Source organism: Pseudomonas sp. TWR1-1-3, from assembly GCF_049896805.1.
In the GTDB taxonomy this organism is placed as follows: domain Bacteria; phylum Pseudomonadota; class Gammaproteobacteria; order Pseudomonadales; family Pseudomonadaceae; genus Aquipseudomonas; species Aquipseudomonas bubulae.
In genome coordinates this window covers 795,612-819,929 of the sequence record NZ_JAFCUZ010000001.1, presented here as the reverse complement: position 1 = coordinate 819,929, position 24,318 = coordinate 795,612, and the positions used below count along the sequence as shown (strand labels likewise).

9 protein-coding genes are annotated in these 24,318 nt (G+C 58.7%); 8 read left to right on the top strand and 1 reads right to left on the bottom strand.

From position 1 onward, the window contains the following. Positions 1 to 171 precede the first annotated feature (171 nt). The 7 genes from ACP7BE_RS03590 to ACP7BE_RS03560 all read left to right on the top strand — a co-directional run bounded on the left by ACP7BE_RS03590 (position 172) and on the right by ACP7BE_RS03560 (position 20,796). Positions 172 to 2,355, top strand: coding sequence for a TonB-dependent siderophore receptor (locus ACP7BE_RS03590; protein WP_426104763.1), 2,184 nt, complete (start codon positions 172 to 174; stop codon positions 2,353 to 2,355). Between the two features lie 203 nt (positions 2,356 to 2,558). Continuing rightward, complete coding sequence (locus ACP7BE_RS03585; RefSeq protein ID WP_426104761.1) at positions 2,559 to 5,180, top strand: Tc toxin subunit A; 2,622 nt, start codon at positions 2,559 to 2,561, stop codon at positions 5,178 to 5,180. A 34-nt stretch (positions 5,181 to 5,214) separates the two neighbouring features. After that, a complete protein-coding gene (locus tag ACP7BE_RS03580; protein ID WP_095000338.1) occupies positions 5,215 to 9,948 on the top strand; it encodes a neuraminidase-like domain-containing protein in 4,734 nt (1,577 codons plus the stop codon). Then, the gene (locus ACP7BE_RS03575; RefSeq protein WP_426104759.1) at positions 9,945 to 14,408 is read left to right on the top strand and encodes a SpvB/TcaC N-terminal domain-containing protein; all 4,464 of its coding nucleotides are present in this window, start codon (positions 9,945 to 9,947) and stop codon (positions 14,406 to 14,408) included. Before ACP7BE_RS03580 ends, ACP7BE_RS03575 begins: the two co-directional genes overlap by 4 nt. Before the next feature lie 542 nt (positions 14,409 to 14,950). After that, on the top strand, positions 14,951 to 16,195 hold the full coding sequence (mexE, locus tag ACP7BE_RS03570) for a multidrug efflux RND transporter periplasmic adaptor subunit MexE (RefSeq protein WP_426104757.1): 1,245 nt from the start codon (positions 14,951 to 14,953) through the stop codon (positions 16,193 to 16,195). A gap of 15 nt (positions 16,196 to 16,210) precedes the next feature. Next, positions 16,211 to 19,390 carry an efflux RND transporter permease subunit gene (locus ACP7BE_RS03565; protein ID WP_095000341.1) on the top strand — a complete coding sequence of 1,060 codons (3,180 nt, stop codon included), beginning with the start codon at positions 16,211 to 16,213 and terminating at the stop codon, positions 19,388 to 19,390. Then, positions 19,387 to 20,796 (top strand): efflux transporter outer membrane subunit, encoded by a 1,410-nt coding sequence (locus ACP7BE_RS03560; RefSeq protein ID WP_095000342.1) that lies wholly within the window; start codon positions 19,387 to 19,389, stop codon positions 20,794 to 20,796. The genes ACP7BE_RS03565 and ACP7BE_RS03560 overlap by 4 nt, the downstream gene beginning before the upstream one ends. Before the next feature lie 140 nt (positions 20,797 to 20,936). On the opposite strand, the gene ACP7BE_RS03555 is transcribed toward ACP7BE_RS03560, so the two are convergent. Continuing rightward, positions 20,937 to 22,979, bottom strand: a complete 2,043-nt coding sequence (locus tag ACP7BE_RS03555) for a c-type cytochrome (RefSeq protein WP_095000343.1) — start codon at positions 22,977 to 22,979, stop codon at positions 20,937 to 20,939. Positions 22,980 to 23,247: 268 nt separating this feature from the next. On the opposite strand from ACP7BE_RS03555, the gene tauA reads away from it, so the two are divergent. Next, positions 23,248 to 24,222, top strand: coding sequence for a taurine ABC transporter substrate-binding protein (gene tauA / locus ACP7BE_RS03550; RefSeq protein WP_095000344.1), 975 nt, complete (start codon positions 23,248 to 23,250; stop codon positions 24,220 to 24,222). Positions 24,223 to 24,318: the final 96 nt, after the last annotated feature.

The following is a 24,318-nucleotide window of genomic DNA, read 5'->3' as shown; positions in this document are numbered from 1 at the left end:
GCAACAGGCTGTAACGACTGCGCAAAAACCCGTCGGGCCAGGCCCTGACAGGCCGTCATGGCAGGCTCCCTGATGGCGAAGCGCCAAGCGCAACCCGGCTTGCGACTGTATGATGGCGCGCTTGAGAAACAGGCTCGGGTCTCAAGCCTGCCCACCGTTCAGGAGCTGTGCATGAACATGCTTTACCGGACTTTCAGCCAGGGAGAGTCCGCCCCGCGATTCTCTCTCAGTTTGCTTAGCCTCGGCCTGCTGCTGGGCAGCGCCATGCCTGCGGCACATGCAGCCGGGACCGAACTGCCGGCGACGTCCGTGACGGCCACGGACAACGGCGATTATCAGGCCGACAACGCCTGGGTCGGTGGTTTCGAGGCGGCGCCCTTGCTCGATACGCCGGCCGCCATTGCGGTGTTTACCGATGCCCTGATTGAAGACCAGCAAGCCCGCCTGCTCAGCGATGTGCTGAAAAACGACGCATCGGTCGGCGAAAGCTACGCGCCCGTCGGCTACTACGAGAATTTTGTAGTGCGCGGCTTTTCGCTGAACTCGGCCAGCAGCTACAAGATCAATGGCCGCACCATCACCGGCGAGCAAAATGTCGGGCTGGAAAACAAGCAGCAGGTAGAGCTGCTCAAGGGGCTTTCAGGCCTGCAAAGCGGCGTTTCCGAGCCCGGTGGTGCGGTCAACTATGTGACCAAGCGGGCAGCCGATGTGCGCTCTGTAACGGTGTCTACCGACGATCGCGGCAGCGGTTACATCGCCACCGATGTGGGGGGCTGGTTCGGCAGCGAACAGCAGTTCGGCCTGCGTGCAAACGTTGCCCATGAAGATATTCACTCTTATGTCGAACACGCCAACGGCCAGCGTGACTTCGCCTCTGTGGCGTTCGACTGGAACATCAACCCCGATGCCCTGCTGCAACTGGACGTGGAGTATCAGAACAAGGAGCAGCGCTCGGTGCCGGGCTATCAGTTGCTCGGCGGCAGCGAACTGCCGCATCACGCCTCGCCGAAAAAGCTGCTGGCGCACCAGAGCGGCTCGAAACCTGTGACCATTGATTCTCTGAATATCAACGGCAACTTCGAATACCGCTTCAACGACAGCTGGAAAGGCAGTCTGAGCGCCTCACGCAGCAAGGTGGTGATCGACGACTACAGCTCGTTTGCCTGGGGCGGTTGTACTGTCGGCTGCGTTACACCCAATGTCGGCAACTACTTCACCCCCGAGGGCGGCTACGATATCTATGACTTCCGCAGCCCTGACGATACCCGGCGCAATGATGAGGTACAGGCAGCCCTCAGCGGTCGCTTCCATACCGGCGCAATCGGTCATGAGCTGACCGTGGGCAGCAGTGCATTCCGGCGCGTGGTGAATAATCGTGAAGCCATCAACCATTGGCTCGGCAGTGGCAATATCGACAGCGAGCCTGAAAACCTCGAGCGCTACAACGGCGCCCTCAACGACAGCCATCGCCGCCTGGACAGCCGCCAGTACGGGGTGTTTTTCAATGACCTGATCAGCTTCAACGAGCAATGGCAGACCATGATCGGCGGGCGCGAAGTGCGTCTGGATGAAAAGACCTTCGACGATCAGGGCGACACCACCCGCCACACCCAACGCTATGAATTCCTGCCCCAGGCCGCGCTGATCTACAAACCGGTGCAAAACATGACGTTGTATACGCGCTACAGCAAGGGCCTGTCCCTGGGTGGCACAGCGCCGTGGTTTGCCAGCAATGCCTTTGACATCCTGCCGCCCACCGTGTCGCGGCAAATAGAGGCCGGGATCAAATACGACTGGCAGCGCATGCGCCTGAGCGCCACACTGTTCCAGATCCGCCAGGCGTACCAGTATGCTCGCCCCGAAAATGGCGAGTTCACTTACGTCCAACAGGGCCAGCAGAAAAACACCGGCATTGAGCTGGCGGCCAACGGTCGGGCCACCGAGCGCCTGCAGATTGCGGCCAGCGTCGCGGCGATCCGCTCCCGGGTCAGCGGTAGCGGCACGCCCGAATATGAAGGCCACCAGACCATCAACGTACCCACCCTGCGCGCCAGCCTCTACGGCGACTACGCCCTGCCCTGGATCGACGGCCTGGCCCTGCTGGGCGGCGTGCAGTACAGCGGCAAGAAATACGCCAGCCAGGTGGGTACGGTACAGGCCGACGCCTACGCCATCTTCAACATCGGCAGCCGCTACAGCACCCGTATCGAAGGTTACGACACCGTGTTTCGCCTGACCGTCGATAACCTGTTCGACAAGCGCTACTGGCGCGATGTGGGCGAATACATGGGCGATAACTATGTCTTCCAGGGGGCGCCGCTGACGGCAAGGTTGAGTGCCTCGATCAACTTCTGATCATGCTGCATTGCAGGGGGCATGTAGCCTCCTGCCTTCACCCTCTTGCATAAAAGGCCTGCGTCCGGAACACACGAACGCTTGTCATTCCGCGACAATTCCCAAGCTTTTCAGTGCTTTCAGCTGGCCGAGAAGCCAGGTATGGCAATGCTAATTTTCTGCACGCGCCGTGGATCACCCACTGCGTGCACAGGAGATTTACCATGCCAACGGACACCGCCTCTCCCGACTCGGGCCCCACCTGGTCAGCCCTGTTCAAAGACGACTGGGATACCTTTTGCTCACCGACTTCCCTCGCCGCAGTCGACTCGCCCGCGGCGTATCTGCAGGCGCTCTACCGTTTTGCCCTGGAAGTGGAGCAAACCGGCAAAGGCACTCAAGACAAAATCACCCTCGCTCAACGTGTACCTGCGCTCAAGGAACTGGTGATCAATGCTGAAAACACCTCCCGTCAGTTGCCACTGCTGACGCTGGTCAACGAGGCCCTGAACGCACCGGTCAAAACCTACCTGGACACGCATCGCGACATTCATGGCGGCCGCACGGTGCATCAGGTGCTGGCCGAATTACGCTACCCCCTTGAATTGCCTTTCGACCTGGCCCATCAGCAATGCGTGCTGGGGCTTGAGGGCAACAAGCCGGGGCTTGGTGCATTGAATTATCGCATCAGCCTGAAACTGCCCTATGACCAGCAGCCGGAGAACAAGTACGGCACGGTGCAGCAGCAAGCCTATGAGGCGCAGCGTCTGCTCACTCTGCTCAGCCCTGCACAGCAAAACCTGTTGACCGAGGACTTTGAAGAACAGGGCACAGACACCTTTTACAAAAAACACTATGGCCACAGCCAGCCCATCACTGACCAACAACGGTTCATGCAGCACACCGGCCTGAGCGCCGAGCAGTTCCATGAACTGCTTGCCCACGCCAGCTATCAGCCGCGCTTGTCTGGCAACGTCGTGCAGACGGCAGATCAGATTGCCCGGGATCACACTGCAGGCGCTCGCTTTATCAATGGCCCCTACAGAACAGGGCAAAAGAAACTGGGCCTGAGCATCGACTCATCAAAAAAAAACCACCTGCAAAATACAACTCCACAGCGTCATGACCGTTTGCAACGGATGATCCGCCTGCAACGCTGGCTCGATATGCCTTTCGCAGATCTGGATACCTTGCTCTATAGCATCGCCGGTTGTGAAGGCAGCAGCCCTGAACACCTTGCCATCAACGACAACAGCCTGCGTGCAATGGGTGTCTTTCGCTACCTGAACCAACGCTATGGCCTGACACCCGGAACATTTTCGGCATGGCTTTATCACATGCCCGTTCATGGGGTCGGGCAACACCCATCGCTATTCGATCAGGTGTTCAACCCGCCGCACTGGCTCAACGCCCCCCTGACTCTCGACAACCAGCCGCTGGATCTCGGTACGACACAAGGGGTTCTGTATCGGGCCTGTGGCGCTCTGGGCCTCGAAGACACACCACAGTCCCTGGGGTTGCTGAAAACCCGTACCAGGCAATATTTCGCCACGCCTCGCCGGAATATCGAGACGTTTTCCAGCTTTTACCGACAGGCCACATTACCCGCAATGTTCGGACTGTCAGTCATGGACTGCGATCATCTATGCCAGTTGCTGGGGGGCAAAACCTACCACCAGCAACTGGTCAAGCCGGGCTTGCGTCAGTCAGGCAGCAACTCGCCAGCGGACTTTCTCGATGTATTGATGCAACTGGACTGGGCGGTTAGCTGGCTCAATGACAGCGGTAAAAGCGTTCAACAGTTACGCCAGCAGTTGTTACTCGAGACCACGTTGCTGCCCTCCTCCGTACAGCAGCGGCTCACGCAGGTCGAGGCGGTGTTGCAACGCATGCCCCAATATCTGCTGGCGCAATCCACACTCGATGAGCTGGACTTGCCGCAACCGGAAGCCGGTAGCAAACCCCTTGCCTACCCCTGGAATGTGCTGCTGGCCAAAGGACTGCTCCGGGCCCAGTCCATGCTGCCCGCGCAACCGAAAGCGGACAGCCTGGAAAAAGGCGTGGCCTACATGGTCGACAAATACGTCAACCTGAGCCCCGATGCGGTGCGCAACCAGGCACTCAAGGCCCGGGTCAAGCAGACACTCAATACGCAGCTGTCCGCAGCCTACTCACAATTGCATCCTTTCAAGAAAGAAATAGATCAATTACTCAAGGATACCTCCCTGGCCAGCGAGGCCCCCGAGCTGATGAAACAGGCCTTCAGGCAAGCTTCGCGTATTTTCGCCAGTGCCCTTGGCAGTGATAAACCCAATGAGTCCCTCAAACACCTGCTGCTGTTCTTTCCCCATGCAGAAACCGAACTGCAACTGCCCATCAGCCGTGAAGCCCTGCAGGCTTTTCTGCTTGACCCCGGTTGGCTGGAGTCCGAGCAATCGGCACATTCAACCCTCAAGTTAACCCTGAGCACCCTGTATCTGTTCCAGAGGTTCAGTCATTTCAGCGACGTTTACGGGATTAACCACGCCACACTGCTCAATTATCTGAACCAGGCCAACCCTCAAAACCAGAACGGCGAACAAACCGGTCTGAACTCGCAAACCAGCGAATTGCTGGCCCAGATGCTGGGGTGGAACGCCAGCGAGATAGAGGTATTGATAAAGCCCCTGCTGGAAAAACGCGTGCGCTCGATGACTGAACTGGACTGGCTGATGCGCTGCCATGAGACCGCCAGGCAGACAGGTCTTTCGGCAAGCATGTTGCTGATGGCGACAGGCTTGACCGCCACCTTCAGTTCCGATGACTGGCAGCAGGTCGGCAGCGCCGTCTTCGCCACCGCCCCATGAGCGCAACGCTCATACATCTTTCCGAGGAATGTCCATGTCTGACCAACGCCACCGGCAACTCAATGAGCAGCTGCGCGATGCCTTGCTCGCGTTCTACCTCACCTACGTGCTGCCTGAAGACACCACCCTGCAAACACCGGCTCGCAAGCACACAATCAACAACGCCAACGACCTGTACACCTACTGGCTGCTGGATGTGCAAGTCAGTCAGGCAGTGCCTACCAGTCGTGTGGCCAGCGCCATTGCCAGCCTGCAGCAATATATCAACGCCATTTCAGTGGGGCTGGAGCCTGGCTACGAAAAACTTGGCATGACAACCAAACAACAAAACACCTGGCGCAACAATCTGCATGCCTATTCGGTTTGGCGTGCGATTCAACAGTTGCGCAGCTTTCCGGCCAACTATCTGAACCCGATGTTACGCCGTGATAAAACCGAAAGCTTCCAGCAGCTTGAAAACGACATAAATCAATGTCGAATTAACTCGGACAATATACTGCCTGCCATTCAACGCTACTTGGCCCGATTTGAAGAGATCTGCAGCCTCAAGACCCTGAATGGTTACATTGATGGTGAAAAAGACAGGTTCGCCGAGAGCACTTACTACTTTGTTGCCCGATCAACTGTCGAGAACACTTACTACTGGCGCTCGCTGGATATGTCCAGGCGCTACTTGCATCCCGCCACAGGGAGTGCCCCTGCCCTCAAGCAGGACGCACCACAGCCCGGCGCCTGGTCTGACTGGAAAAAAATACCTCTGCCTGCCTCGGAAAACATCCCGGAGCACAGCGTCCGTCCGATTTGCTTTAACAACCGCCTGTTTGTTGTCTGGGCTCAATGCATATCCCCGGCAGCGGCCAGTTACAGCGCTGATTATTTCTGGTCAGAGCCTGACGAATCGGAAAAAAACTATAAAGCACGCCTGGAAAACTACCTGAAAAGTCGTTTCATTCAGTTCCGCCTTTACTTTTGCTACATGAAATACGATGGCAGCTGGAGCGTGCCACGGGTGTGCAGTGATGAATACTGCGTGATGAAAGAGCTTAACAAACTGGACCAGAACGCCTTGATGCAGGCGACTGAAACAGTGGCAGTGCTGGACACCAGTACTAGCCCGGCATCCTTGTTTTTAGGGCTGAACGCCCATGCTCCGCAAAAGCCCGTCGCCGGCAGGGATCACACCCGCAGCGACTTTTTCCAGGCCGTGAGACTCGACCAGGACTTCAGCAGTGAGCGGTTATTCTCAAGGGGCACGGTGGCAGACCTTAAACCCAACGCTGAACACGAAAAATTGGCGAAACGTTATTTATCCCTGTTCATCTACAACAATTCGCGAAATTTCAATTTCCACGCCCCGACCAGCGAAACCGTCGCAATAACAGACATCGTCAGCAGTACCCCGACCCCGGCATTTACAGGATGGAACTTCGAGAACAAACAGGCTTATATAAGTGACCAGCACTACCACAGCGATATTGTCTTCAACACCACATCCTGTGCGCTGGAAGTCAACGCCAGGCTTGAAAAAGCATTCCCCGAACACCAGTCGGTAACCTTCAGGGCGAGTACCAACCGGGCCGAACTTACTCTTCATCTTGCCCTTCTGCGGCCGCTTCCCGGTAGCAGCGGCAAACTCAAGCTGGAACATAGCTCGCTGCTGACTCTCAAGACCGAACTGATCCCACCCTGCAGCTGGGTATCGGTCTCAATGACCAGTCACAAAACCGGCGTTACCTATTCCAGCCTGATATATGAATTTCCCGACGACGCCCTCAGCGTCGTAAAACCGCAAAGGTTAAGTGCCGTACGCAAAGACTGGAACGTTTCGCTGGAAGGCAGATACATCGAATACGACGCTTTCAATACCTTGTTTGAAAACGCTCATTCCGACCACCGCATTACTCTTCATTTTTACGCCACACTCAATGAGCAAGTGAACAGTCAGAACGACTGGTTATTTGATAGTGTCATTGCCACGTTATATACCCGCCACTACAAGCCCGTGATCATGACTCCACGGGACGAAAACACACCGCACCCTTACAACATCCATCGCAACAACAGCTATATCGTCGGTGAACCCAATACCTCCCGCCGCGCACTCAACGGCGTATTTACAAGCCTGACCCCGGCCCATCTGTTCAGCGCCCATATTCAACTCAATCCTGAAACGCTCCGGCCTGAAGAGGAAGTGAGCAGCATTGCAAGCACGGGTACCCGGCCAATCACGATCCTTCACGGAGTATTGATTTACGACACGGACACACGCCATAACAGCCGCAGCCTGCGAGGTTATGCACTGAAGTCACTGAGACTGAAACTGGATCCCAATAACGCCACCCCCATTACACCTCTGGCGCCCAGAATCTCACGCAGCCCGGCGCAGCTTGAAGGAACAGCCGAGTTTATCGACTTCAGCGGCTCCCTTCTCAAGTACAGCGATGTGGCTTCACCGAGAACCCTTCGTGCGCCGATCCACATGAACACCACTATTGGCAGACACCTGAGCGCCGCCGCCAATGTCAGTCTCGACCGGCTGTTTACGATAGCCACAAATCAATCGCACGAACCGGCGCTTACCAGCAATGCCAAGCCCCACTCCCTGGATTTTCATGGCGCCCATGGCAAGTATTTCCGGGAGTTGTTCCTCTTCCTTCCTTGGCTGGTGGCCTGCCGATTGAACATGGAGCAGCGTTATGCCGAGGCCCAATCCTGGCTCAAATACGTCTTCGATCCAGAAAGCAGGGCAACTGAACCGCAGCAACACTCAAGATATTGGAAAGTGCCCGCCCTGACCCAGGACAAATCAGAGCCGGGTTACCAGCAGGACAACCCGGACGATCCGCACCAGATAGCCCTCAGTAGCCCGTCCTGTTTCCGCCAAGCGTTGTATATGTTGTACCTGGACATCCTGCTCAATCGCGGTGATGCCGCTTATCGTCAAGCCAGTGCCGATAGCCTGGCAGAGGCCAAGCTCTGGTACGTTCGGGCCAGTAGCCTGCTGGGGCCAAGGCCGCAAATCAGCCGAGCCGATCCCTGGCAACCCATAACCCTGCAGGATCTGGGCGCATCAAGCCAGAGCACCCTGTACCTGCCCCTGAATCCGGACCTGGTGTCACGCTGGGACAAACTTGAAAGTCGTCTCTACAACCTTCGACATCACCTCAGTATCAGCGCAAAACCCTTGCAACAGGCACTGTTCGCACCCGCGCTGGTTCCGCACCTGCTGTTGAGCCACTACGCCCACAATGCCAGCTCTGACCCATTGTCTGCGACCCGCCAACAAACCAGGGAAATCGGCCATTATCGCTACCAGGTTGTCCATGCCCATGCCGCGACCCTGGTCGAGAATGTCATCCAGCTTGGTAATACCCTGCTTGTGCTGTTCGAGCGCAAAGAGCAGAACGAGCACCTTCAGTTACAGCAACAACATGCCTGGGACCTCGCCAGAATCGCCGTCGATCAACAACGTCAGGGCATGCGGGCTGACGAAGCCAACCGCGAGGCGCTGCTGGCCGGTCGCCAGGTACTGGTAAGCCGCCAGCAGTATTTCGAAAAACTGCTCAATGAAGGTATCTCTCCAGCCGAAGCACAGGCCAGCCAGCAATATCTTGAAAGCGCACAGTGGGAAACCAAAGCATCCGTAGCCGAGGCTGCTGCAGGGCTGGCGATGCTGGCACCCAATATTTTCGGCACTTCCAACGGCGGGATGCGCTATGAAGGCGCCTTTTATGCGATTCAGGCTGCGGCCCGAAATATGGCTAATGAGAAACGCGCCAATGCCGGTCATCTGGATCGTACAGCGCTGTTCAACCGCCGCGTCCAGGAGTGGTCCCAGGCCCTGGAGCAATGCCGTCAGGAGCTTATTCAAGCCGACTTGCAACTGCAGGCCCACGAACAGCAGAACACGGTGCTGCGCTTGCAACTCAGACACACGGAAACAGCTATGGAGCAGGCCAGATTCACCTACGAGGTGCTCAGCAAGCATTTTTCCAGCGCACAGTTGTATCAGTGGCTCAATAGTCATCTGGCTTCTTTCTACTATCAGGCCTACGACGCAGCCCATTCGTTGTGCTTGAGCGCACAGGCATGCTGGCAATTTGAACGTGCGGACTGGAACACCCGTTTTATCCAAAGCAGCCACTGGCACAATCAATTCAAGGGGCTGACCGCAGGCGAGTCGCTCAAGCTCGACCTGCAGAACATGAATACTGCCTATATGCAACGTAACCAGCGTGAACTGGAAATCAGCAAAACCCTGTCCTTGCGCCTGTTGCATGGCAAGGATCGGGTGCCCACGCTGAACAAGGACTGGGCGTCGCTGAAGCACGAAATGATCGTCAATGGCACCGTGGATTTTGAGTTGAGCAAGGCGCTGTTCGACGACGACTACCCCGGTCATTACCTGCGCCGGATAAAAAGCGTCAGCGTCTCGCTGCCTGCCACGCTCGGACCTTATGAAGACATTTGCGCGACCCTGACCCAGACCTGGAACCGAACCCACCTGTCTGCAAAAGACGACGATATGCTCGACAACATGCGGGTCAGGGAGCAGGTCGCACTGTCCACAGGGCTCAATGACAGCGGCCTGTTCACCCTCAACTTCGACAATGACGAACGCTATCTGCCCTTCGAGTACACCGGGGCAGTGTCCAAATGGCGACTGGCGTTTCCCAACCCTGCAGCCCAGTCATCCATGCTCAATTCCCTCAGCGACATCATCGTGCATGTGCGCTACACCGCGAGAAGCGCAGGAGGTCAGGGATGACGACCCAACAACACGGCACAGGCGAGGTGCAAACACCGTCCTTGCCCAAGGGCGGAGGCGCAATACAAAGTATCGGCACCACATGGGGAGCCGTCGGTATGACCGGTGCGGCCTCGTTCGAGGTTCCCCTGCCACTGTCGCCGGGCCGGGGTTTCGACCCGGCCATTAGCCTGACTTACAACAGTGCCCTGGGTAATGGCCCGTTCGGAACCGGTTGGGCAGCCTTTGCTGGCTCGATTGCACGCAGCACGCTCAAGGGCGTACCCGCCTATGACAGTGAGGATGTATTTATCGGTCCGTCAGGTACGGAACTGCTCCCCGAACGGACAGCCCAAGGCATGCTGCAAACCCGTTCCAGCAGCCGTTTCAACGGGCTTCAACTGAACACCACCTACACTGTGGTGCGCTACCTGCCACGCCACGAAAGCACTTTCGATCGCATTGAGCACTGGTCATCGACATCAGATCCCGCAGGGTTCTGGCTGGTCCAGGGCGCAGACGGCAACTTGCACCTGTTTGGCAAAACGCACGCGGCCCGCATCGCCGATCCGCAGGCGCCTGCCCATGTTGCCCAATGGCTGCTTGAGGAAAGCCTCAACCCCCACGGCGAGCAGATCTACTATCAGTACAAGGCTGACACCCGGGGCAGTGGCCCTCGAGACTACAGCGCCCAGCGCTACCTTGCCCGTATCGGCTACACCAATATCGTGCCCAGGGAGCATCTGGAATTGTGGACGGTAGAAACACCGGCGCAAAAACAATGGCATTTTGAATTGCTCTTTGACTACGGCGAACGCACAACTGATCTGACACGCCTCCCTTCCTATGGGGTGCAACAACCATGGCCGGAACGCAGTGATCCGTTGTGTCACTATGCCTATGGCTTTGAACTGGCGAGCCGGCGTCTTTGCCGGCAAGTCCTGATGTTCCACTACTTTCCTGAAGAGCCAGCAATGGGCCGCGAACCGGTGTTGACCCGCCGGCTGCTGCTGGAGTACATGACCACCGCAACCGCAGGCAGCCTGTTGCAGGCCCTGCACAGCCAGGCCTGCGATGCCAGCGCAAAGATCTGCCACTGGCCGCCCCTGGAGCTGACTTACAGCGACTTCCAGTTAACTGGCATGCCTTCAGGCTATCAACGCTTTGACGCTTTGGACGGTATCAACGACAACCAGCGCTATCAACTGGTTGACCTCTACAACGACGGCTTGCCGGGAGTGCTCTGGCGCTCTGACAAAAGCTGGTACTACCGCGAACCCGTCCGGGCTGCCAACCCGGTCGAGCCTGATGACGTCGCCTATGGCCCGCTGCAAATGCTGGAGCGTATCCCGGTGGCGCAGCAGACCGGTGCGCTGTACCAGTCCCTGGCGGACCTCAATGGCGACGGCCAACTGGAGTGGATCATCGCCCAGCCGGGCATGAGCGGTTTTTTCACCCTGGAAAACGACCGGAGCTGGGCAAACTTCGCGCCTTTTGCAGCATTGCCGCAGGAGTTCTTCCAGCCGACAGCCCAGCTCGCCGACCTGATGGGCAACGGTATTGACGACCTGGCGCTGATTGGCCGCAACAGTGTGCGGCTCTATCGCAACAAGGGCTCGCAGGGTTTTGCCCCTGCCGCGGACATGCCGCATCCCGATAACGATCTGCCACTGCCCGGCAATAGCGAAACTGAACTGATGGCGTTCAGCGATCTGCTGGGCAGTGGCCAGCAACATCTGGTACGCATTCGTCATGATGAAATCAAGTGCTGGCCAAATCTGGGCCGGGGCCGATTTGGCAAAGGGTTCGTATTCGCCACCCTGCCCTTCACCTACGCCGAATTCGAGGCCTCGCGAGTACTGCTGGCCGATCTGGATGGCTCCGGCGCCAGTGACCTGATCTACCTTCAGCCCGATCGGGCACTGATTTTCATGAACCTCTGCGGCAACGGCCTGCAAGCCGTGCCCACACCGCTGCCCTGGCCCGAGGGGGTCAGGCATGACCGCTTTTGCCAGGTCAGTGTGGCCGACCTGCAAGGGCTGGGCTGTACCAGCCTGATCCTCTCCGTCCTTCTCCCTTCAGCCCGTCACTGGCGATACGACTTTGTCCGGCAAAAACCCTATTTGTTGATCGGTACCGACAACAACATGGGGGCATCAGGCCGGGTTACCTACCGCAGCAGTGCCCAGGAGTGGCTGGACGAAAAGCAGCAACGGACACAGCGCACCGGTGGCCTGCCATTTGCGCTGCATCTGGTCAGCGAGCAGCAACAGCTGGATCAGATCAGCGGCAATCAGCTGACCCAACGCTTCACTTACAAGGAAGGTTTCTACGACAGTCTCGAACGCAAGTTCCAGGGCTTCGGTTTGCTGATGGCAACCGACACCGAGGGCCCTGCCGGCCAGAAACTCGACAAGGCAGCAACCGCACCCTTGCTGCGCAAGACCTGGTTTCACACCGGAAAAGCCCTTGATATGCCGCAGGAACAATACTGGGCGGGCGACAGGTTGGCCCTTGCGCCAGGCAACACACTGCTGACCCGCCTGGAAGCCGATAAGGAGCAAGACAGCGTACTACCACCGCCTGCTTCCGGGCGCAGGATGGCTCTCGCACTGAGCGGGCTGGTACTGCGTGAAGAAGTGTTTGCGGCCGACGACCCGGAATCGTCACGAGTGCCTTTTACCGTCAGCCAGTACCGCTATATGCTGCGTCAATTGCAGACGCCCGAATCCCTGCTGGTACTTGCCCTGGAGTCACGGGTCTACCGCTACGAACGCGAGGCAACCGACCCCGCCTGCCAGCACATCATCAATCTGCGCCGGGATCGTTATGGCAGCCTGACACACGGGGTAACCATAAATTACGCCCGGCGCAAGCGCGCATCCGACCTGCCGCCATTCGATGAGCCCCATCAACAGACCTGGTGGCGCGATACCCACGATCCGGCCCAGCAGATGCACTACATCAGTGAAATCCGGGCGCAGTTCATTCATCTGGACAATCCTCAACGCTGGCGTCTACAACTGCCTTACCGGCAACGCAGAAATGCGCTGGTGCTTGAAAAAGAAGCCCTCAACAGCGCGCATACCAGCTATGAACTGTTAATCGGCAACACCGCTGACAACCCTGTGCGACCGCAGGCACAGCGCACTCTGGGGGGGGTGTCCGTGCAGTATTACTGCCTGGCGCAGAGTGACGCCCCGTTACCGGCGGGCCAGGCCAGCTTTCAGGCGCTGACGGCCTTCAAAGAGTCGGCCGAACTCGACGACCAGGCACTTGCCGCCTACGACGATGTACCTGCACTGCCCGGAGGAACCCCGTTCGACCTGGCCAGCACCCTCGTCCAGGAGCATTACCATCCCATGAGCCTGTTCCTGCCTGAGCCAACAGACACCCGCGCAGCGCCAGCCCTGTGGTCACTCAAACAGGGCTTTACCCGTTACACCGACGTGCATGGTTTCTACCGGGCCAATCAGTTGCGAGCCTCTGAAAGCCACTCAGCGACCACACTCACCCATGACCGTTACAGTTGCCATATCGCCGCAGTAACGGCCGTGGACGGTTGCAGCACCCAAGCCGTCTATGACTACCGATTAATGTTGCCCATCGAAATCACCGACCCCCAGGGGACTGTTCGGCAAGCGCGCTACGATGCATTCGGCCAGTTGCACGTTACCAGCGTTTACGGCCAGGAAAATGGCAAACCAACAGGATTCGCCCCGCTGACGGACTACAGGCGCCCAGCCAATGACAGCCCCGCTTTTGCCATCGACAACCCTCAAACAGCGCTGCTCGATGCTGCCAGCGCCTGCTTCCACGCCCCTTTCAACTGGATGGGCCACATCGCGGCAGCCCCCCCGGGCACACAATGGGTAGCGCAGGGATATCTGACTCCGGACGGATATATACGTGCCAGCGGCCGCGTGCGCCTGGCAACACTGGACATGAGCATCACGGCGAATCGCCAACTGAACGAACAGATCCTCCAGGCACGCCGCGAACCGGTCTATGCCGCTGTGCTGCAAGCCGATAACTACCCGACGAGCGACGACAGCGTTAACCGGCAAATCCGGATCAGCCTGACGTTCACCGATGGCTTTGGACGTGAGCTGCAAACCAAGCAGAAAACCTCGGCGGGTGAAGCGTATGTGGTTGCCCCGTCGGGGCGACTGAGCCTTGACAGTGACGGCAAGCCCCTGCGTGCGTTCAGCGAACATCGCTGGCGGGTCAGCGGCAGGGTCGAATACAACAACAAGGGCCTGGCCATTCGAAACTATCGGCCTTACTTCGCCGATCACTATCGCTTTATCGATGATGAAGCCCGGCGCAAGGATGGCTACTGCGATCAGCTGTTCTATGACCCGTTGGGCCGTATGACGAGCAAGCTCAACGCCAGGGGGCATCTAAGCCGCCAGACCCATTGCACCTGGTACAGCATCAGCGAAGATGAAAACGACACCTGGGAGCCTGGTTCAAGCTGAACAAACCACATCGCGATGCAAGCCCGGGCCCGGAGCACAATAGTCATCCTGCAGGCTTGCACGCGAGGGCATCATCAGTGCGGGTTACGCACCCCGACCACCAGATAGCGCGGCCCGCCAAGGTGGCGAAACATCAACCGCATGGAGCCGCGCCTGGGGTTCGTCCCCAGCACGCTGCCGGTGGTATGCCACCGTGCGCACAGTTGAGCCCCGGGAATCGAAGGCCGTGAGTAAAGGTGTGAATCGATGAAGGGAAGACATGGATGCGTGACCTGACTGACACAAAGACGCACGCAGCCTAGGCAAGCAATCAGCGTGGCAGGTGGTACATATTGGTTATTATTACCCGTCGTGCAACACACCCTACGCTGGCAATAACACAGAATTTAATTGATAGTTTCCTAACAAAAAGCGCAGGCTAGAGAGCTTGGTAACGCTTTGTATCATTCCGGATGATATTGATCTTCGCTGGGTTCGATTCGTGCGCCAGCACTCGCGCCAGCATTATCCGCCCATCTCAATAGATCGGCGGACTCCCCCTCATGGAACAGTCACTTAAACATTTGCGCTTCCCACTTGCGGCCCTGGCCATTGTGGTGATGAGCGCATGCGGCAAAACTCCCCAAGCGACTGCTCCGGCTCCTGCTGCAAAAGTCAGTGTGGCCAAGGTGCTTGAACAGCCGGTCAACGAATGGGATGAATTCACCGGTCGCCTGGAAGCTCCAGAGACTGTAGAAATTCGTCCACGCGTGTCGGGCCAGATTGATCAGGTCGCCTTTACCGAGGGCGCCCTGGTGAAAAAGGGCGACTTGCTGTTCCAGATCGACCCGCGCCCTTTTCAGGCCACCGTGCGTCAGCTTGAAGCCCAGGTGCAACAGGCCCGCGCCAATGCCAGCCGTACCGACAACGAAGCCCAGCGCGGCGAACGTCTGCGCCAGAGCAATGCCATTTCGGCAGAGCTTGCCGACTCGCGCACCACCGCTGCCCAGCAAGCCCGTGCCGGCGTCGCGGCCATCCAGGCAGAACTGGACCTAGCCAAACTCAACCTGAGCTTTACCCGCGTCACTGCACCGATCAGTGGCCGCGTCAGCCGTGCCGAAATCACTGCGGGCAACATCGTCACCGCCGATGTCACGCCGCTGACCAGCCTGGTGTCCACTGACAAGGTGTACGCCTACTTCGATGCCGACGAACGCGTATTCCTCAAGTACAACCAGCTTGCCCGTCAGGGTCAACGCGGCCAGACCACACCGGTGAACCTGGGCCTGTCCAACGAAGACGGCAACCCGCATCTGGGCCAGATGAACTTCGTCGACAACCGGGTCAACCCGCAAACCGGCACCATCCGTGGCCGCGCCGTGTTCGACAACGCCGACGGCAGCTTTACCCCCGGCCTGTATGCACGTCTGAAACTGGTCGGTAGCGCCACCTACTCCGCCGTGTTGATCAATGAAGAAGCCGTGGGCACCGACCTGGGCAAGAAATTCGTGCTGGTGATGGACGCCGACAACAAGTCGACCTACCGCGCCGTGGACCTGGGCCCGAAAATCGAAGGCCTGCGCATTGTTCGCAGCGGTCTGAACAAGGGCGACACCATTATCGTCAAGGGCCTGCAGAAAGTGCGCCCCGGCTCGCCGGTAACGCCTGAAGTGATCCCGATGGCCAACGAACAGACCCTCGCCGCCCTGGCACAACAACGACAAGCCCTGGAAGCCAGCAACCTGCCACAAATCAAGCCCGCCACTGGCGCGCCGAAGTTGGCCAGCGTCGCGACTCCTCGCGGTTAAGGGACGATAACTCCGATGAATTTTTCCCAGTTCTTTATTCAGCGGCCGATTTTCGCCGCTGTGCTTTCCTTGCTTATCCTGATTGCGGGCGGCATTTCGCTGTTCCAGTTACCGATCAGCGAATACCCTGAAGTGGTTCCGCCTACCGTAGTGGTGCGCGCCAACTTCCCCGGTGCCAACCCCAAGGTGATCGGTGACACCGTGGCCGCACCACTGGAGCAGGCCATCACCGGTGTCGAGAACATGCTGTATATGTCTTCGCAGTCCACCGCTGACGGCAAGATCACCCTGACCATCACCTTTGCCCTGGGCACGGACCTGGACAACGCCCAGGTGCAGGTGCAAAACCGGGTGACCCGCACCCAGCCCAAACTGCCGGAAGAAGTAACGCGCATCGGCATCACGGTGGACAAAGCCTCGCCAGACCTGACCATGGTTGTGCACTTGACCTCGCCGGACAAGCGCTACGACATGCTCTACCTGTCCAACTACGCCATCCTCAATATCAAGGATGAGCTGGCGCGCCTCAACGGTATTGGCGATGTGCAGATGTTCGGCATGGGCGATTACTCGCTGCGGGTATGGCTCGATCCAAACAAAACTGCCTCGCGCAACCTGACAGCCACTGATGTAGTGACCGCCATTCGCGAGCAAAACCGCCAGGTGGCTGCCGGTGCCCTCGGTGCCCCGCCCGCCCCCAATGCCACCAGCTTCCAGCTGTCGGTCAACACCCAGGGCCGCCTGGTCACTGAGGAGGAGTTCGAGAACATCATCATCCGCTCCGGTGATGATGGCCAGATCACCCGCCTCAAGGACATTGCCCGGGTTGAGCTGGGCTCCAGCCAGTACGCCTTGCGTTCCTTGCTGAACAACCAGCCGGCGGTGGCGATCCCGATCTTCCAGCGTCCGGGTTCCAACGCCATCCAGATCTCCAATGACGTTCGCGCCAAGATGGCCGAGCTGAAAAAGAACTTCCCGGAAGGCATGGATTTCGACATCGTTTACGACCCGACCATCTTTGTTCGTGGTTCGATCGAAGCGGTAGTCCACACCCTGTTTGAAGCCCTGATCCTGGTAGTACTGGTTGTAATCCTGTTCCTGCAAACCTGGCGCGCTTCGATTATCCCGCTGGTCGCTGTGCCCGTATCGCTGATCGGTACGTTTGCAGTGATGCATATGTTTGGCTTCTCGCTCAACGCTTTGTCCCTATTCGGACTGGTGCTGGCCATCGGTATCGTGGTGGACGATGCGATTGTGGTGGTGGAGAACGTCGAGCGAAATATCGAGCTGGGGCTTAACCCCGTCGATGCAACCAAGCGGGCCATGCGCGAAGTAACCGGACCGATCATTGCCACCGCGCTGGTACTGTGTGCGGTGTTTATCCCGGCCGCATTTATTTCGGGCCTGACCGGCCAGTTTTACAAGCAATTTGCCCTGACCATTGCCATTTCGACGGTGATCTCGGCTTTCAACTCGCTGACCCTGTCCCCTGCACTGGCAGCAGTATTGCTTAAAGGCCATCATGCGCCGAAAGACCGCTTCACTCGTCTGCTGGACCGTATGTTCGGTGGCTGGTTGTTCGGCCCGTTCAACCGCTTCTTCGTCAAGGCCAGTAACGGCTATGTCGGTACCGTGCGACGGATCATCCGTGGCAGCGGCATCGCCATGCTGGTTTACGCAGGTTTGATGGTGCTGACCTGGGCTGGCTTTGCCCACACGCCCACCGGCTTTGTACCACCGCAAGACAAGCAATACCTGGTGGCCTTCGCCCAACTGCCGGACGCCGCGAGCCTGGACCGCACAGAAGCGGTGATAAAACGCATGTCCGAAATTGCTCTCAAGCAACCTGGCGTTGCCAACTCGGTGGCCTTCCCCGGCCTGTCGATCAACGGTTTTACCAACAGCCCGAACAGCGGCATCGTGTTCACCCCGCTCAAGCCGTTTGATGAACGCAAGGACCCAAGTCAGTCGGCAGCGGCGATTGCCGCCGCGTTGAACGCGCAGTTTGCCGACATTCAGGACGCCTATATCGCCATCTTCCCGCCGCCGCCGGTACAGGGGCTGGGCACCATTGGCGGTTTCCGCCTGCAAGTCGAAGACCGTAGTGGTCTGGGCTATGACGAGCTGTACAAAGAAGTGCAGAACGTGATCGCCAAGAGCCATAACGTGCCGGAACTGGCCGGGTTGTTCACCAGCTATCAGGTCAACGTGCCGCAAGTCGATGCCGCTATCGACCGCGAAAAGGCCAAGACCCACGGCGTTGCCATCAGCGACATCTTCGATACCCTGCAGATCTACCTGGGTTCGCTGTATGCCAACGATTTCAACCGCTTCGGTCGGACTTATCAGGTGAATGTGCAGGCCGAGCAGCAGTTCCGTCTCGAACCCGAGCAGATCGGCCAGCTGAAGGTGCGTAACAACAAGGGAGAAATGATCCCGCTGGCGACCTTTATCAAGGTCAGCGACACCGCAGGTCCTGACCGCGTGATGCACTACAACGGCTTTGTCACCGCTGAAATCAACGGCGGCGCAGCACCGGGTTACAGCTCGGGCCAGGCCGAGGCGGCGATGGAAAAACTGCTCAAGGAAGAGCTGCCCAACGGCATGACCTACGAATGGACTGAGCTGACCTATCAGCAAATCCTCTCGGGTAATACCGCGCTGTTTGTGTTCCCGCTCTGCGTACTGCTGGCGTTCCTGGTACTGGCCGCTCAATACGAAAGCTGGAGCCTGCCATTGGCCGTGATCCTGATCGTGCCCATGACCCTGCTTTCAGCCATTACCGGGGTGATTATCTCGGGGGGTGACAACAACATCTTCACCCAGATCGGCCTGATCGTACTGGTGGGGCTGGCGTGCAAGAACGCGATTCTGATCGTCGAGTTTGCCAAGGACAAACAGGAAGAAGGCCTCGACCCGCTGGCAGCGGTGCTGGAAGCCTGCCGTCTGCGTCTGCGGCCGATTCTGATGACCTCCTTCGCCTTCATCATGGGTGTGGTGCCTCTGGTGCTGTCCAGCGGTGCCGGTGCAGAGATGCGCCATGCGATGGGTGTTGCGGTGTTCTCCGGGATGCTCGGGGTGACCTTCTTCGGCCTGCTGCTGACGCCGGTGTTCTATGTATTGATTCGCCGCTATGTAGAGCGCAGTGAAGCGCGCAAAGCGGCCAAGCACCTCACGTTGGAGTCGCAACAATGAGCGTGAAAGTTTTTCTGCCGAGCCTGTTGGTGCTGGCCCTGAGCGCTTGCGCCGTGGGCCCGGACTACACGACCCCGGCCACGGCCCCGGCACAGATCAGTGCCGACAACCTCAAGGGCTTTGATCGGGCACATTTTGAAGGGATCTGGTGGCAACAGTTTGACGATCCGACCCTCAACCAGCTGGTGACCCAGTCTCTGGCCGGCAACCGCGAGCTGCGCGTGGCATTTGCCCGCCTGCGGGCGGCCCGGGCGATTCGCGATGATGTCAGCAACGACATCATGCCGACCATCACCAGCCGCGCCAGCAGCGATGTGGGCAAGGGCCAGATCCCGGGCACCACCGAGAAGCGCGTCAACAGCGAGCGCTATGACCTGGGCCTGGACATGGCCTGGGAAATCGACTTGTTTGGCCGTATCCAGCGCGAGCTGGAGGCCAGCGATGCCGATGAACAGGCGGCTGCGGCCGATCTGTATCAACTGCAAGTGACCATGATTGCCGAACTGGTGGATGCCTATGGTGAACTACGGGGTGCACAGCTGCGCGAGCGCATCGCCCTGGACAACCTGAAAAACCAGCAGGACTCCAAGGCCATCACTGAAAGCCTGCGTGACGCCGGAGTTGGCGATCAGCTGGACGTGGTGCGCGCTGACGCCCGCCTTGCCTCGGTTGAAGCCAGCGTGCCGCAATTGCAGGCCGAGCAGGTGCGCGAGCGCAATCGTATCGCCACCTTGCTGGGCCAGCGACCTGAGCAGTTGAGCGTGGATCTGAGCCCCAAACAGCTACCGGCCATTGCCAAGGCGCTGAATATCGGCAATCCCGGCGACCTGCTGCAACGACGCCCGGACATCATGAGTGCCGAGCGCAAACTGGCAGCGGCGACGGCCCGTATCGGCGTGGCCAAGGCCGACCTGTTCCCGCGGGTCAGCCTCAGCGGTTTCCTCGGTTTTACTGCCGGACGTGGCTCGCAAATTGGTTCAGCAGCAGCCAATGCCTGGGCACTGGGCCCACGCATTACCTGGCCTGCATTTGACCTGGGCAGCGTGCGGGCACGACTGCGCGGTGCCGATGCAGAGGCCGATGGCGCCCTGGCCAGTTACGAGCAGCAAGTACTGCTGGCGCTGGAAGAGTCGGAAAACGCCTTCAGTGACTACGGCAAACGCCAACAGCGCTTGCTGTCGTTAATACGTCAAAGTGAGTCAAGTCGTACAGCAGCTGACCTCGCAGCCATTCGCTATCGCGAAGGCACGGTGGACTTTCTGGTGCTGCTCGATGCCCAGCGCGAGCGTCTTGCGGCAGAAGACAGCCAAGCCCAGGCCGAGGTTGAGCTGTATCGCGGCGTAGTGGCTATTTACAAAGCATTGGGCGGCGGCTGGCAAGCCGAGACTGTCGCCAGCGCGCACTGATTCAACGAGCTCCTTTGGTTGGCCGCAACCAACCATTTTTTGGCCCCGCGTACATTCGGTCGCGGGGCTTTTTTTTGCTTCGCTGAAGCCCGGCAAACACACAATCACGAACGCTGTCTTGAGGTAAGGAGTGCTTGCCCTTAATACCGCGCATCCACCGGTTTGCCACCCTTGGGCCAGTCCTTGGCCTTGTCGACAAAATCAGGTCGTGGCTGATGGGAGAAGTACTCAGCCACATCCACTGCCTCCTGATCCGATAATCCACCCTGCCCTAACGGGAATTTCTCGTGGAAGCCGATCGGCATATTGCGTTTCACAAACGCCGCCGCCGTGTAAGTGCGCGCCATGCCCGCGCCGATATTGAACGACTCGTTACCCCACAACGGCGGGTACACAAAGCTGCCATCGGCCTGTTTCAGGCCCTGGCCGTCGTCACCGTGGCACACCGCACATTGCTGCGCATAGATCAGTTTGCCGTTTTCCGGATCGGGGACGATTTTCGGATCGACCTTGCCCACGCCACGGCCCGCGACCTTGTCGCCCGCTACCGTGTTCATTTTCATCCAGTCAAAATACGCCACCATCGCCTGCATATCCGGCGAGGCTACGGGCAAGGGTTGGCCATTCATCGAGCGACGGAAACAACCATTGATCCGCTCCTCCAGTGTCACTTCCTTGCCCGCCCGTGGCGCATAGCCGGGGAAGAACGCCGAGACCCCGACAAAAGGCGAGCCATCGGCCACGGTGCCTGCGTTCAAGTGGCAACTGGTGCAGTTCAGGGCATTGCCAACGTTATCCGGCAACAGCGCCTTGGTTTGCAGATGCAGGCGCATGCCGCGCACCACCTGATCGGCATTGGCGGCACTGAGCAGATTGGCCAGGCGCGGGGTGACAAAGGTGGTCTCGTCGACAGTCTCGGGGTTCAACTGCTTGCGCATCTGCGCGACTTGCCCTGGCTTGATCGCTGGAGCCGCGTTGCCCCAGCTGCTGCGCACAAAGCTGAGGATCTCGGCAATTTCATCATCGCCCAGCCGGGCGAAGCCAGGCATGGTGTACACCCGCGGGTGCGTTGCTGTTTGCGGGGTTTTCCAGCCGGTCAGGGTGATATGCAGGAGTGTCGTCGGGTTGGCCGCAACGATCCCCGGGTTGCCGTTCAACGGCGGGAACATGCCTTTGACCCCGCCGCCATCCGGGCGATGGCAATCAGCGCAGAACTGCGTGTAACCCAACCCGCCACGGCTGCTGTACAGCGTATCCGGTGCCTTGGCGGGTGTGATCGCCACGGCTGGCATCGGTAAATCATCCTTGCCTGCAGGTAGCGATTTCAAATAGCTGGCGATGGCAGTCAAGTCTGCATCGGTAAAGTGCTGGGTACTGTGGTGGATCACATCAGCCATATTGCCCGACACCGTAGCGAAACGGTTTTGTCCGGTCTTGAGCAACTGCACGGTGTCCTCCACCGTCCACAGATTGCGCAGGCTCAAGGCGCGCCAGTGCTCGACGGTTTCCCCCGCCAGATAGTGCTTGCCGGCACTGCCGTCATCGCTCATGGCCTTTTCCTGAAAGGCGATACCACGCGGCGTATGGCACGAGCCGCAATGCCCCAGGCCCTGCACCAGATAGGCGCCACGGTTCAGTTCGACGCTTTTGTCCGGGTCGGGGACAAACGGCTGATTATCGACAAACGCCCAGTTCCACAGCGCCAGCCCCCAGCGTTGGTTGAACGGGAAGCCCATATCGGCTTCCAGATTAGCCATTTTTACCGGGGCCACGTCGTGCATCAGGTAGGCATACAGGGCGCGCATATCGTCTTCGCTCATCTTCGCGTAAGACGGATACGGCATCGCCGGATAGAGGTTTTTCCCCGCAGGTGTCACACCCTGGCGCATGGCCTTGTCGAACTGTTCAAAGCTGTACTGGCCGATACCTGTCTCGGGATCCGGGGTGATATTGCTCGAGTAAATCGTGCCCATTGGCGTTTTCAGCTCGAGCCCGCCCGCCATCTCGGCCCCGCCCATGGCGGTATGGCAGGCAATGCAGTCACCGAGCCGGGCCACATAGTGGCCGCGTTCAATCAGGTTTTTCTCGGGGTTGGCTACCGGGGTCGGCTCGCTGGCCTGCACCTCAAGGGTACACAGCAACGTCAGGCCGGCTAATGCCAGACGTGGAAAGGTAGAAAGCATCGCGTTATTCCTTTAAGGCGTCGATCTGGGGTGGTCCCCTCGAAACGGGCCGTGCTGGTTTTGTTATGGACTCCTCACAGGACGCTTGTACCGGCTTTTATCGCCACGACGTTTGACCCGGATCATGCACGCCGCAACCAGGGTGTGTGGCCGGGTGCTCTAAGCTAGTTCCAAAACGGTATTTTCCCCTTTGATTTAAAGCACTTAGATTCGCTGCACCGGACCGCCGGACAGCCCCTTCTTATCTTCTTACAACAAGGTCCAAGCCATGTCCGTGCGCACACTCCTGATTGCTCTTTCCCTCGCAGGCCTCAGCTTCGGCGCGCAGGCAGCTGATTTGACCATCGGCTATATCACCGGCATCGACCCCACCAAACTGGCCCAGGCCGAGGGCAGTTACGAGAAAGCCATCGGTGAAAAGATTGACTGGCGCCGCTTTGATTCGGGTCCGGCGGTGGTGTCGGCCCTGGCCTCCGGAGACCTGCAGATCGGCAATCTGGGCTCAAGCCCGCTGGCTGCCGCGGCCTCGCGCAATGTGCAGCTGGTGACTTTTATCGTCACCGCGCAGATCAAGGGTTCCGAAGCCCTGGTGGTGCGTGACGGCAGCGGTATCAACGGCCCGCAGGACCTGATCGGCAAGACCATCGCCACGCCCTTTGTTTCGACGTCGCACTACAGCCTGCTGGGCGCGCTGAAACACTGGAACCTGACCCCGCAGCAGGTCAAGGTGGTCAACCTCAGCCCTGCGCAAATCACCGCAGCCTGGAAGCGTGGCGATATCGACGGCGCGTTCACCTGGTCACCCGCCCTGGGGGAAATTCGCAAGACCGGGAAAATCCTCACCGACGCCGGCCAGGTCAGCGAATGGGGCGCACCGACTTTTGAAGTCTGGGTAGCCCGCAAGGATTTCGCGGACAAACATCCGGAAATCGTCGCTAAATTCGCCAAAGTCAGCCTCGATGCCATCGCCGACTACAACGCCCACCAGACCGCCTGGACTACCGATTCGCCGCAGGTGCAGACAATCGCCCGGCTGACCGGCGCCAGCCCCGAAGACATCCCCGAATTGCTGCACGGCGCGCACTTCCCTTCGGCAGCCGAGCAAAAGTCGGCGCAGTTGCTGGGGGGTGGCACGGCCAAAGATATCGCCGGGACGGCCCTGTTCCTCAGAGAGCAGGGCAAGATCGAAACCGTTCTGCCCGACTATTCAGCCTTTGTCAGCGATAAATTTTTGCCGCAATAACAAGCTGTTAGCCACTGGCACAACAAATGCTTCGTTACGCCCTACAACACAGTGCCTTGCACCGCCGGCTCCGCTCTGGCGCTGCAACAACCTGGG